This is a genomic window from Arthrobacter sp. NicSoilC5 (genome assembly GCF_019977395.1).
In the GTDB taxonomy this organism is placed as follows: Bacteria; Actinomycetota; Actinomycetes; order Actinomycetales; family Micrococcaceae; genus Arthrobacter.
Map to the genome: position 1 here is coordinate 3549300 of NZ_AP024660.1, position 11489 is coordinate 3560788.

The following is an 11489-nucleotide window of genomic DNA, read 5'->3' on the forward strand; positions in this document are numbered from 1 at the left end:
GAACGTTAACATCCGCGGTTGCCGTGGTGACTTTCCCGGGGCTTACGGTAGGAGTGTGCCGTATGAGGGGGAAGTTAATCCACAGAGCCGGCGAGGGGTCTCCGATGCCCGGCTGCTGGCGGAAGCGGCTGCCCTCAAACGCTTTTCGCGGCGTACGTTCCTGGCCGGGGCCGGCGCCTCCGGGCTGCTGGCGGCGGACATGCTGATGACCCGTGAAGTGCAGTCGCAGCGCCGGACTACCAGGATCCTGACCATTGCGGACGACTTCGCCGATGCCTACTACCCGGACGCAAGCTGGTTCCTGTTCCCCGGGTACAAGACCAGCTGGGAAGAAGCGCAGTGGATCCTGAACACGCTCAGGGGCGCACTGAACAAGCGCGCCCGGCTCGCCGCCGTCGGATATTCCAACCTGGGGCTCAACATCACTGAGGTGGTCAACGCGATCACCGACTACATCACTGCAGAGAAGATCACCAAGCTCTTCTTTTACGGGCACAGCTTCGGCGGCATGCTCGCCACCCAGGTGGCGGCCCGGCTCCTGGCCCTGCAGGGTGTCCAGGTGCAGTTCATCCTCCTGGACTCCAGCCCCTACAGCGCCCATGACGTCCTGGACCAAAGCTGGTTCGACGGCGTGGTGTTCCTCTACGAGAGCGGCGTCAGGTTCCCCTCCACCCTGCGCGGCGGGTATGAACTGGGGGAGCGGATCATCCACAAGGACGAACGGAGCTGGCGCCAGATCCTGAACCAGACGCTGGAGCAGCTCTCACCCATTGCCCCGTCCAACGTCCTGGTCCAAACGGAGTCCGCCTACATCTACCACTTCGAGGGAAGCCTGTTCGCCGGCCACCTCGGAACAGCCAAGATGGCCTATATCGGCAACCCCAAAGACGGCACTGTTGACTATGAGACCGCGGCCGAAACCTGGGCGGTGGTGTTCAAGGACAACATGGTCTCCAGCAACCTGCAGACCACGGGTGCGGCGCCCGCCCACGCCAGCCCCGGCTGGAACCCGCAGATCTACCGGCCCCTGGTCACGGAACTGCTGGACGAGTACTTCCCGCTGCCCCGGGGCGGCTCCCGGGTCAGCATCTTCTAGATCTGGTTCTTCAGGTCCGCCACGGAATTCAGCACCTGGTTGGGCCGGAAGGGGTACGCGGCGATGTCGTCCTTGTGCGTGATGCCGCTGAGGACCAGGACGGTGTGCAGGCCTGCCTCCATGCCGGCGATGATGTCCGTGTCCATCCGGTCACCGATCATGGCGGTGGTCTCGGAGTGTGCATCGATCTGGTTCATGGCCGACCGGAACATCATGGGGTTCGGCTTGCCCACAATGTACGGTTCGCGGCCGGTGGCCTTGGTGATCAGGGCCGCGATGGCACCCGTGGCCGGCATGGGGCCGTCCTTGGAGGGGCCGGTGGCATCCGGGTTGGTGGCGATGAACCGCGCACCGGCCAGGATCAGGCGGATGGCCGTGGTGATTGCCTCAAAAGAGTACGTGCGCGTCTCGCCGAGGACCACGAAGTCCGGGCTCTGGTCGGTGAGGATGAAGCCAGCCTCGTGCAGCGCCGTCGTCAGCCCTGCTTCGCCGATGGTGTAGGCGCGGTTGCCCGATTCCGAGCCACCGGCAGACACCTGGTCCTTCAGGAACTGGGCGGTGGCCAGGGCGGAGGTCCAAATGTTCTCCTCGGGGATCTCCAGCCCGGAAGCGCGCAGGCGTGCGGCGAGGTCGCGGGGCGTGAAGATGGAGTTGTTGGTCAGCACGAGGAAGCGCTTTGAGGTGTCCACCCAGCGCTGGATCAGCTCAGCCGCCCCGGGGATGGGCTGGTTTTCATGGACCAGGACGCCGTCCATGTCCGTCAGCCAGCACTCAATCTCCTGGCCGCTCCGGTATACCGCCGGGTTGCCTGCTACCTGGTCCTCGTCTGCCATGCCCTGCCTCCGCCTGTGATGATTGCCCGAAGAGTCCAGTCTAGTGTTGAAGGGTGAACCAAACGCCCGGCATGACAGACGAACCCGACCACCAGCCCGGGGAGGCCGGACCCGCAAAGGCGGAGGTCGGCGTCGGGCCCTGGGAAGGGGACCTGCCGGAAGGCGACCACTGGGACCCTGACCTGCTGGCGGACGGCGACCGGCGCAACGTCCTGGACAAATACCGCTACTGGAAGCACGAGGCGATCGTCGCGGAGCTGGACTCCCGGCGGCACAACTTCCACGTGGCCATTGAAAACTGGCAGCACGACCTGAACATCGGCACCGTGGTGCGCACCGCCAACGCCTTCCTCGCCAAGGAAGTACACATCATCGGCCGACGGCGGTGGAACCGGCGCGGCGCCATGGTCACCGACCGCTACCAGCACGTCCGCCACCACCCCACCGTGGAGGACTTCGTCCAGTGGGCGCAGGGGGAGGGGCTGGCGATCATCGGGATCGACATCTTCCCGGACTCGGTGCCCCTGGAGACGTATGAACTGCCGCGCGACTGCGTGCTGGTATTCGGGCAGGAGGGCCCGGGCCTGACTCCGGAAGTGCACCAGGCGGCCGCCGCCACCCTGTCCATCGAGCAGTTCGGCTCCACCCGGTCCATCAACGCCGCCTCCGCCGCGGCTATTGCCATGCACGCCTGGATCCGGCGGCACGTCTTCAACCAGCACGTGTGAGTATTACCGACCGGTGACCCGAAACACCCTGCCAGCCCGGGAATGGCTAGGATGGTGCCAAGCCGTAAGCGGTCTATTTGAGGGTCATCCACCCACAGACGAAACTCAGCAGAGGAGCCAGCATGCCCATTGCAACCCCAGAGATCTACGCCGAGATGATCGACCGCGCGAAGGCGGGCGGATTCGCCTTCCCCGCCGTCAACGTCACGTCCTCGCAGACGCTGAACGCGGCACTGCGTGGCTTCGCCGAGGCAGAGTCCGACGGCATCGTGCAGGTTTCCACCGGCGGTGCCGCCTACTGGTCAGGTGCCTCCACCAAGGACATGGTGGCTGGTTCCCTGGGCTTTGCTGCCTTCGCCCGCGAGGTGGCCAAGAACTACGGTGTCAACATCGCCCTGCACACGGACCACTGCCCCAAGGACAAGCTGGACGGCTTTGTCCTGCCGCTGCTGGAAGCGTCCGAGGCTGAAGTCAAGGCCGGCCGCAACCCGCTGTTCAACTCCCACATGTGGGACGGCTCCGCAGAGACCCTGCAGGAGAACCTGAAGATCGCCCGCGACCTGCTGGCCCGCACCGCGGCAGCCAAGATGATCCTCGAGGTGGAGATCGGCACCGTCGGCGGCGAGGAAGACGGCGTGGAGAACGCCATCAACGACAAGCTCTACACCACGGTCGAGGACGCCCTGGCCACCATCGACGCCCTCGGCGCTGGTGAAAACGGCCGCTACATCACCGCCCTGACCTTCGGCAACGTGCACGGCGTCTACAAGCCCGGCGGCGTCAAGCTGCGCCCGGAGATCCTCAAGGACATCCAGGCCCAGGTGGGTGCCAAGATCGGCAAGGACAACCCGTTCGACCTCGTGTTCCACGGCGGCTCCGGCTCCTCCGACCAGGAGATCGCCGACGCCGTTTCCTACGGCGTGATCAAGATGAACATCGACACCGACACCCAGTACGCCTACACGCGTCCGGTGGCTGACCACATGTTCAAGAACTACGACGGCGTCCTGAAGGTTGACGGCGAAGTGGGCAACAAGAAGACCTACGACCCCCGCGTCTGGGGCGCCTCCGCCGAAGCCGGCCTGGCAGCCCGCGTGGTGGAAGCCACCAAGCAGCTCGGTTCGGCCGGAAAGACCTTCTAGATGTCGGACGAGTTCCGCCGGAACCTGATGGGGCCGGAGCCCACGCTCCTGCCTGCCGAAACCGAGGTGCACGGGCAGTTGGAGGCCGGCCACGAGGCATTGGACCTGGTGGCCAAGCACCCCACGTCCTCGCTGCTCTGGGCTGTGCTCGCCGAAGAAGCATGGGCGGAGGGCCGGATCATCGATTCCTACGCCTACTCCCGCGTCGGCTACCACCGCGGCCTGGACTCGCTGCGCCGCAACGGCTGGCGCGGCGTCGGGCCCATCCCGTGGGAGCACGAGCCCAACCGCGGATTCCTGCGGGCCCTCTATTCCCTGGGCAGGGCTTCCTCTGCCATCGGCGAGGCTGACGAGCCGGAGCGGATCGAAAAGTTCCTCAACGACTCGGACCCCACGGCGAAGGCAGCGATCGAGGGCAAGTTTTAGTCCTTTGCGCTTAAACAACGACGGCGGGTGGTTACCTTTCCTGGAAAGGTAACCACCCGCCGTCGGTCGCTTAAGGCTTGGCGATGCCGGTGCGTGCCATGGCGTCGGCGTAGGCCGCGCGCATGTCCTCGAGGTACTCCTCCTGGCGAGCGGGGGAACCGGCGAAGGCGCGGCCGCTCAGGGAGCGTACCTTGTAGGTCTTCAGGCCACGGCGCCACAGCAGCGGAACTTCGGTCTTCAGGAGTGCGTTGGCCAACCGGTTGGCTTCGGTTCCGTGCGCCACGATGACGGAGGCACGGGGCACCAGGGCCAGGAACTTCAGCAGCGGCTTCAGGCCTGCCTGGATCTGGTCGGGAGTGAACTTGCCGTTGGGCTCACCGGGAACGTGCCAGGGGTGGACGTTCCACGGCATCACGAACTCGGGGCGCAGGCCCAGCTTCCACTGCAGTCCCAGCATGCGGGTCGCGGCGTCCTGGTCCCCGGCCGTGATGAACCCGGACGGGTCCGCCTCGCCAATGTTGGAGAACAGGCTGATGATGCGGCATTCCTCCACGTCGTGCATGGGATCCACATAGGGGACCACGGTTCCGGGCTTGGTCTCCTGCAGGGAATCGCAGAGCTCGTTAACGGCAGCAACGCTGGGGTCGTAGCGGCGGCTCATGAGCTGTTCGTGGAATGTTTCGGGTGCCAGGGCTGTCATGAAGTGCTGGTTCTCCTGCGGGGATTGGCGTTGCTGCCGCCACGGAAACGGGCACGCGGGGGCGCGACACATCAGCGGCGGTTGATTGGGGTGGGCCGATTCCTGGTCGGCCTTACCCAGTTTAGCAAGCCCCGGGAAACGAAACGCCGGTCCCGTGCACCTGACTCAGCCAGGGCACGGAACCGGCGGGTTCCCGCTTCGCCTCCCGCAGCTACCAGAGGCGGCTGGTGGCCCGGCGGGCGCCCTCGCCGAGGGCCTCCAGCTTGGCGAAGGCGATCTGCGGGTGGACCCGCCCGCCCAGGCCGCAGTCGGTGGAGGCGATGACATTCTCACGGCCCACGACGTCGGCAAAGCGGACAATGCGGTCTGCCACCAAGTCCGGGTGTTCCACCACGTTGGTGGCGTGCGAGACGATGCCCGGGATGATCACCTTGCCCTCGGGGAGCTTGGTGTCCTCCCATACCCGCCATTCGTGTTCGTGGCGGACGTTGGCAGCCTCGAAGGAGTAGGCGCCGGCGTTCACCTGCAGCACCGATCCGATGATGTCGGCGAAGGGGATGTCGGTGGTGTGCGGACCGTGCCAGGAACCCCAGCAGACGTGCAGCCGGATCTGTTCCTGGGGCAGGTCGCGGAGGGCCCAGTTGGTGGCCTCGACGCGCAGCTGGATGAACTTCAGGTAGTCCTCCAGGGAGGGCTCGGGATTGATCTGGTCCCAGCTCTCGGCCAGGGACGGATCATCGAGCTGCACGGTCAGGCCGGCATCGATGATCGCCTTGTATTCCTCCCGCATAGCATCGGCGCAGGCGTAGACAAGTTCCTCATCCGACTTGTAGTACTCGTTGGCCACGCGGGCGCAGGAGCCGGGAGAGAGGGACGCTACGAAGCCGTCCGACAACCCGGCCGCTGCGAGGCCGGTCTTCAGGTTCCTGATGTCCGATGCCACCAGGTCCTGGCCCGTGTAGGTCAGGGGTCCGGCGATCTTGGGCTGGGTCACGCTCTTGCGGTGGGACAGGATGCCCGAGGAGGGGTCGTTGTAGGCCTCGTTGAACGCCTGCCGGTCGCGCCGGTCAGGGAATGAGGTCAGGACAATGTTGCCGGGCGAGGAGCGGTGCACCTGGGCATCGGCCCAGCGGTCCACGTTGGTTGGCTCCAGGCCGCCCAGCCGTGCAAAGGAGTAGTTCCACCAGGCGCCGTAGTCCACGGAGCTGGACATCGTGTGCCCGTATTCGCCGTCGTTGGGAATGTCGATGCCGAGGTCCTTCTGGCGCTGGACCACCTCCACCACGGAGGCCTCCAGGAGTTCCAGGAATTCAGGGGTGATGCCGTCGGTTTCCTTGGCGGCATTGGCGGCGATGAGTTCCGGGGTGCGGGGCAAGGATCCCGCGTGGGTGACGCGGATGTGGTCGGTGTTCAGGGACATGCTGGAATCTTCCTTTCCATCGGTCCTGGCAGTAGCACCTTCGGCCGGCAGGAATCCTGCTGGACCGTGGTTGCTGCGGCGTCATCGAGCCAGGTCTCTCGGCCGCTCCGGATGGTTCACTCTCACATAAATCCAGATGCCTGCCCCGGGGCAAGTCTGAGCCGCTTTATGTCGCGACGGGCTGCCCGGCGGCTTTCCTCGCCGTCTCCGGAGCCCTGGCGCTGGCCGTCGTAGCAGGACCTGCCCCGCTGGCACACGCTGTGGGCGAAGGCCCCACCTACGACGGCAACGGCCAGATCACCACGTCCAAGCTCGCCACGTACGAACAGATGGTCTCGTTCCTGAAGGACCAGGATGCCCGCCAGCCGGCAATGGAGCTGGAGGTCATCGGGCAGACGGTCAAGGGGCGCGACATCCACGTGGTCAAGTACATTTCGGACCCCGCCAAGCCCACCATCCTGTACCTGACCCAGCAGCACGGCAACGAGCAGCTCACCACCGAGGGCGCCATGGAGTTCATTAAGCACCTGGGGACCGGCAAATCCGCGGACATCCTCAAAGGCGTGAACATCCTGGTGGTGCCCATGCTCAATGCGGACGGCGCCATGGGTGACGTGAACTTCTCCCTGGACAATTACCTCGCCAAGGGGGACCGGCACCTCACCCGCTACAACGCCGAGGGTGTGGACCTGAACCGCGACCACGTGGCCAAGGTCCAGCCGGAGACCCAGGCGCTGCACAACAACGTCATGCGCAAATACCGGATCGACTACATGATCGACCTGCACCACCAGGGCACCCGGGCGGAGCGTGACGGCAAGCTGGTATCCGGCTCCATCCTGTACCCCACCACCCCCAACGCCGACCCCGCCGTCGTCGAAAAATCCAAGCAGCTCGGCGCGGTGGTCTTCAACAACGTCGACTCCACCGGCTGGGGACACCTGGGCAAGTACCAGGGCGGCAGTGCCGAAACCATCAGCCGCAACGGCATCTCCGTGGAGTACGGCATCGCCACCCTGCTCTTCGAGATGCGCGGCATGTCGGACCACTATTTGGACGGCTATGCACTCGGACAGCGCAGCAACGGCTACCTGATCAAGCAGACCGTCACCACGCTGACCTCCACGGCCGCGGCCATCGCGGACGGGTCCATTGCCGACGCCGACACCTCCTTCTGGAACACGCTCGCCGAACAGACGTCCCGGCCCGCCGGGGAGGCGGAGGACGAATAGGCGGCACCGGCCGCCGCGGCCTTTTGGCAGAAAGGACCGCGGCGGGCCACAACAGTGGACAAAGTGCCCCATCGGCTAAACTTGGGTGGTAAGAGCCCCGGAACTCTTGCTTCGCTGCGCCGTGCTGCGGCTGTGCGAAGGCCGGTATGTTCGGGGCATTCTCATGAACGGCGCTGCATGGGCCCGCCACCTGGTGGCCGGCCCGGGCAGTCCGAACGAATGGGGGAGGATCCCATGCCAGCAATTGTGATCGTAGGAGCCCAGTGGGGCGACGAAGGAAAAGGCAAGGCCACCGACCTGCTGGGCGGCCGTGTTGACTACGTCGTCAAGCCCAACGGCGGCAACAACGCCGGGCACACCGTCGTCGTAGGCGGTGAAAAGTACGAACTCAAGCTGCTGCCGGCAGGCATTCTCAGCCCCAACGCCGTTCCCATCATCGGCAACGGCTGCGTGGTGAACCTGGAGGCCCTCTTCCAGGAAATCGACGGACTCCAGGCGCGCGGCGCCGACACCTCAAAACTGCGGGTCTCCGCCAACGCCCACCTGGTGGCCCCGTACCACCAGGTGCTGGACAAGGTGACCGAACGCTTCCTCGGCAGCCGCGCCATCGGCACCACCGGCCGCGGCATCGGCCCCGCCTACATGGACAAGGTGGCCCGGCTGGGCATCCGCGTCCAGGACGTCTTCGACGAATCGATCCTGCGCCAGAAGGTGGAAGGCTCGCTGCGCCAGAAGAACGAACTCCTGGTCAAGGTCTACAACCGCCGCAGCGTTGTGGTGGACGAGATCGTGGAGTACTTCCTGTCCTTCGCCGAGCGGCTCCGCCCGCTGGTCATCGACAGCACCCTGGTCCTGAACTCGGCGCTGGACGAGGGCAAGGTAGTCCTGATGGAGGGCGGCCAGGCAACGTTCCTGGACGTGGACCACGGCACCTACCCGTTCGTGACCTCCTCCAACCCCACCGCCGGCGGCGCCTCGGTGGGTTCCGGCATCGGCCCCACCCGGATTTCGCGTTCCATCGGCATCATCAAGGCCTACACCACCCGCGTTGGTGCCGGCCCGTTCCCCACCGAACTTTTCGATGAGATGGGCATGTACCTGCAGAAGACCGGCGGCGAATTCGGCGTCAACACCGGCCGCCCGCGCCGCTGCGGCTGGTACGACGCCGTCCTGGCGCGGCACGCTTCCCGCGTGAACGGTTTCACGGACTACTTCGTCACCAAGCTGGACGTCCTGACCGGCATCGAGCAGATCCCGGTGTGCGTGGCCTACGAGGTCGACGGTGTCCGGCATGACGAGATGCCCATGACGCAGACCGAGTTCCACCACGCCAAACCGATCTTCGAGTACTTCGATGGCTGGACCGAGGACATCACGGGAGCCCGGACGCTGGCGGACCTGCCAGAGAATGCCCGCAACTATGTGCTGGCCCTGGAGAAGCTCTCCGGAACCCGGTTCTCGGCCATCGGCGTTGGCCCGGACCGCGACCAGACCATCGTGGTGAACGACCTCATCAACGACTGACGCGCCCTCCCGGAGCAGGCATGACGACGGCGGCAGGCCACCTTTCGCAGGTGGCCTGCCGCTTCTCTTTTGGTGGCGGACAGCGAATTTACACAGGCTTAACGCGCACGGTCTTGTGAGGTTTCCGGTGCCGCGGCCAGACTCGTCTGTACAACCTGGTGCCCAAGGAAGGATCGTCATGGCCGGAAGATTTGAAGCATTCGTCGACGCTGATTCGTTTTTCCGGTTCCGTCTCCTGGCTCCGGACGGGGCCGTTATCGCCGTCTCCGGCCCCTTCGAGGACAAGGCCGCTGTGGCGGCAGGGATCGCCGCGGTGCGTGAATGTGCCGGCACGGGCCTGGTCACCGACCTGTGTCCCGCCGGAACCGTAGCCCGTCCCGCGGCTGAACCCGCTGCGGCTGCTGCCGCTGTTCCGGCCGGGCTGCCCGCCGCCGTCGTGCCCGTGTGCGGAGAGGAACGCGCGCCCGCCACGCGGCACGCTTTTGCGCTGGCCAATGCGCCGCGCCGGCATGCCACGGCACGCCGGTGGACCAGGGCAGCAGCCCGCTGACAGGCGGGGAAGGAAATTCTCAGAAGTTTTTTTGAAAGCGCGTAACCCTTTGGGGTGCCCCGGCGATTACCCCTATGAAGTGCCGGTCTGGAACCTGTCCCCCATCACGTTCCAGGCCGGCTCTTTTGTCTTTCCGCAAGGGTGGCTGCACCCGCCTGGCCCGGCACCGGCCCTGTTGCCGGCGCCGTGGCGGTTCCGGCGGGGGTGGTTACCTGAGGGTAAAGTAAGGGCAGCGTTCCGGATGTACTGAGCGCCCGCCTTGCCAACACCCTTCTTTGACGGAAAGCACTACGTCAGTGACCGATGCACAGACAGACGAGGCTCCGGACCAGCCGCTTTCCGGGACTGCCGCCTTCAGCCTTGTCTACAAGACCTACGCATCACAGGTGCTGGGCTACCTCACAGCCCGGGGAGTCGAGGATCCGGAGGCCGCCATGCAGGAAGTGTTCCTTTCCGTGCTGCCCCGCCTCCACACCGTGCACGGCGGCGAATCCGGCCTGCGGACTTTTATCTTCTCCGTTGCCCACGCCCGCATGGTGGATGACCACCGGCGGCAAAGCCGGAGCCCGGTCAAGCTGCCCTTCGAGCCCGAGCTCGACCAGCGCGTGGACACCTCAGCGGAAAAGGAAGCCCTGCAGCGCATTTCGCCCCAGGAGGTCCTGACGCTGCTGGACGGTCTGCCGCAGGACCAGCGGGACGTCCTGTCGCTGCGCCTGGTGGGAGGCCTCACAGTGGAACAGACGGCTGAGACCATGGAAAAGAGCGCCGGTTCGGTGAAGCAGCTTCAGCGGCGCGCATTGTTGAAACTCCGGGAACTCGCCGCAGTGAAGGAGTACCTCGCGCCATGACACCCGCCCCGGAAAACCGCGCCGCCCTTGTTGATGACATGCTGCTGGACGCCGGCTGCCAGCTGGATGCGGACCTTCGCAACGCCCTGCTGTCGCTGGGCACCCTGGCTTCGCTGCCCGCGCCGGAACCCAGCGGTGAGCTTGCCGCACTGCTCACGGCAGGGGAACCGGGCGGGGAAGCAGCTGAACAGGCAGCTGAAGAGGTGCCGGAACAGCCCGGTGTACAGGCCACTGGACAGCCCGATGCGCTGCCTGGGGACGAACTGGCGCGCCGCCGCCGCCGGCGGCACCGCCCCACCGCGCTGGGCCTGGTGCTGGTGGCCGGGATGGGGCTGGGCGCTGGCGGGGTAGCCGCCAGCTCCAGCACTTCCGGAACCAGTCCAGTGGAGCACCTGCTGGAGGATTGGGCGCCCTGGAACGGTACAGCGGGGGAACCGTCCGCCGCCGGTTACAGCTACCGGGGCCCCCAGGTGGCTTCCGACGGGGACCTTGCCGCTGCCGGCTCACCTGCACCCGGTGAGTCCGCCGATGCCGCAAATCTTGCCTCCAGCCTCCTTCGGGATCCTGCCGGCTCCTCCCGCCACACAGGACGGGCGCACACCGGGTTCCCGCCGTGCGTCGGCCCGGTCAAACACGAGGCCGGCGCCGAAGCGTGCACGCCCGCGGCTCCCGGGACTTCTTTGCAGGGCAATGGACTTGGCAGGGGCAAGGAGAATCCCGGCGCCGCGACGGACGGGATGCCGGCAGGGCAAGGGGCTCCCGGGCCGGCGAAGGCCGGACTCCCGGCGGCCAACACCGGGCCGTCAGCCGGGGATGCAGCCGCCGAGGCACAAAAGGCGGCGGGCTCCGCGGCCAACGCGATGCCGGGGCAGGGCCAAACAAGCTCCCAGGCGGCAGGACAGGGAGCCGGGCCCAAGCCCACGTCTCCGGCGAAATAGCCGAAACACAGCAACAGCGGGCCCGTCGGACGGACCCGCTGTCGCCTCATGC

The 11489-nt window shown here is 66.1% G+C and carries 12 protein-coding genes and 1 riboswitch; of the genes, 9 read left to right on the forward strand and 3 right to left on the reverse strand.

Annotation, left to right across the window (positions count from 1 at the left end; translation table 11 throughout):
- Positions 1–55: 55 nt before the first annotated feature.
- On the forward strand, positions 56–1096 hold the full coding sequence (locus LDO22_RS16690) for a thioesterase domain-containing protein (RefSeq protein ID WP_224024705.1): 1041 nt from the start codon (positions 56–58) through the stop codon (positions 1094–1096).
- Here the strand turns inward: LDO22_RS16690 and LDO22_RS16695 are convergent.
- Positions 1093–1929, reverse strand: coding sequence for an HAD-IIA family hydrolase (locus LDO22_RS16695; protein WP_159633566.1), 837 nt, complete (start codon positions 1927–1929; stop codon positions 1093–1095). The genes LDO22_RS16690 and LDO22_RS16695 overlap by 4 nt on opposite strands.
- A gap of 71 nt (positions 1930–2000) precedes the next feature.
- Between LDO22_RS16695 and LDO22_RS16700 the strand changes: the two genes are divergently transcribed.
- From LDO22_RS16700 to LDO22_RS16710, 3 genes are all read left to right on the forward strand, one after another.
- Complete coding sequence (locus LDO22_RS16700; RefSeq protein ID WP_224024707.1) at positions 2001–2657, forward strand: TrmH family RNA methyltransferase; 657 nt, start codon at positions 2001–2003, stop codon at positions 2655–2657.
- A gap of 122 nt (positions 2658–2779) precedes the next feature.
- Entirely contained in the window at positions 2780–3799 is a 1020-nt protein-coding gene (gene fbaA, locus LDO22_RS16705; protein ID WP_141158310.1) for a class II fructose-bisphosphate aldolase, read from the forward strand.
- Positions 3800–4225 carry a DUF3151 domain-containing protein gene (locus LDO22_RS16710; protein ID WP_224024709.1) on the forward strand — a complete coding sequence of 142 codons (426 nt, stop codon included), beginning with the start codon at positions 3800–3802 and terminating at the stop codon, positions 4223–4225.
- A gap of 70 nt (positions 4226–4295) precedes the next feature.
- Here the strand turns inward: LDO22_RS16710 and LDO22_RS16715 are convergent, their stop codons facing one another.
- Complete coding sequence (locus LDO22_RS16715) at positions 4296–4925, reverse strand: uracil-DNA glycosylase (RefSeq protein WP_159633557.1); 630 nt, start codon at positions 4923–4925, stop codon at positions 4296–4298.
- A gap of 211 nt (positions 4926–5136) precedes the next feature.
- On the reverse strand, positions 5137–6345 hold the full coding sequence (locus LDO22_RS16720; protein WP_224024711.1) for a cobalamin-independent methionine synthase II family protein: 1209 nt from the start codon (positions 6343–6345) through the stop codon (positions 5137–5139).
- Between the two features lie 13 nt (positions 6346–6358).
- Positions 6359–6463, reverse strand: a riboswitch (SAM riboswitch).
- Positions 6464–6560: 97 nt separating this feature from the next.
- On the opposite strand from LDO22_RS16720, the gene LDO22_RS16725 reads away from it, so the two are divergent.
- From LDO22_RS16725 to LDO22_RS16745, 5 genes are all read left to right on the forward strand, one after another.
- Positions 6561–7577: a M14 family zinc carboxypeptidase gene (locus LDO22_RS16725; RefSeq protein ID WP_224027270.1), complete on the forward strand. Its 1017-nt coding sequence runs from the start codon at positions 6561–6563 to the stop codon at positions 7575–7577.
- A gap of 234 nt (positions 7578–7811) precedes the next feature.
- The gene (locus tag LDO22_RS16730; RefSeq protein WP_224024713.1) at positions 7812–9101 is read left to right on the forward strand and encodes an adenylosuccinate synthase; all 1290 of its coding nucleotides are present in this window, start codon (positions 7812–7814) and stop codon (positions 9099–9101) included.
- A gap of 178 nt (positions 9102–9279) precedes the next feature.
- Complete coding sequence (locus LDO22_RS16735; protein ID WP_224024715.1) at positions 9280–9651, forward strand: DUF1508 domain-containing protein; 372 nt, start codon at positions 9280–9282, stop codon at positions 9649–9651.
- Between the two features lie 296 nt (positions 9652–9947).
- Positions 9948–10499 carry a sigma-70 family RNA polymerase sigma factor gene (locus LDO22_RS16740; protein WP_224024717.1) on the forward strand — a complete coding sequence of 184 codons (552 nt, stop codon included), beginning with the start codon at positions 9948–9950 and terminating at the stop codon, positions 10497–10499.
- Positions 10496–11437, forward strand: a complete 942-nt coding sequence (locus LDO22_RS16745) for a hypothetical protein (RefSeq protein WP_224024719.1) — start codon at positions 10496–10498, stop codon at positions 11435–11437. The genes LDO22_RS16740 and LDO22_RS16745 overlap by 4 nt, the downstream gene beginning before the upstream one ends.
- Positions 11438–11489: the final 52 nt, after the last annotated feature.

What these genes read in the sequence shown, in the direction of transcription:
- LDO22_RS16730 (WP_224024713.1), top strand. Translation starts at nt 7,812, where the DNA reads ATGCCAGCAATTGTGATCGTAGGAGCCCAGTGGGGCGACGAAGGAAAA.
- LDO22_RS16700 (WP_224024707.1), top strand. Translation starts at nt 2,001, where the DNA reads ATGACAGACGAACCCGACCACCAGCCCGGGGAGGCCGGACCCGCAAAG.
- fbaA (WP_141158310.1), top strand. Translation starts at nt 2,780, where the DNA reads ATGCCCATTGCAACCCCAGAGATCTACGCCGAGATGATCGACCGCGCG.
- LDO22_RS16735 (WP_224024715.1), top strand. Translation starts at nt 9,280, where the DNA reads ATGGCCGGAAGATTTGAAGCATTCGTCGACGCTGATTCGTTTTTCCGG.
- LDO22_RS16695 (WP_159633566.1), bottom strand. Translation starts at nt 1,929, where the DNA reads ATGGCAGACGAGGACCAGGTAGCAGGCAACCCGGCGGTATACCGGAGC.
- LDO22_RS16710 (WP_224024709.1), top strand. Translation starts at nt 3,800, where the DNA reads ATGTCGGACGAGTTCCGCCGGAACCTGATGGGGCCGGAGCCCACGCTC.
- LDO22_RS16715 (WP_159633557.1), bottom strand. Translation starts at nt 4,925, where the DNA reads ATGACAGCCCTGGCACCCGAAACATTCCACGAACAGCTCATGAGCCGC.
- LDO22_RS16720 (WP_224024711.1), bottom strand. Translation starts at nt 6,345, where the DNA reads ATGTCCCTGAACACCGACCACATCCGCGTCACCCACGCGGGATCCTTG.
- LDO22_RS16745 (WP_224024719.1), top strand. Translation starts at nt 10,496, where the DNA reads ATGACACCCGCCCCGGAAAACCGCGCCGCCCTTGTTGATGACATGCTG.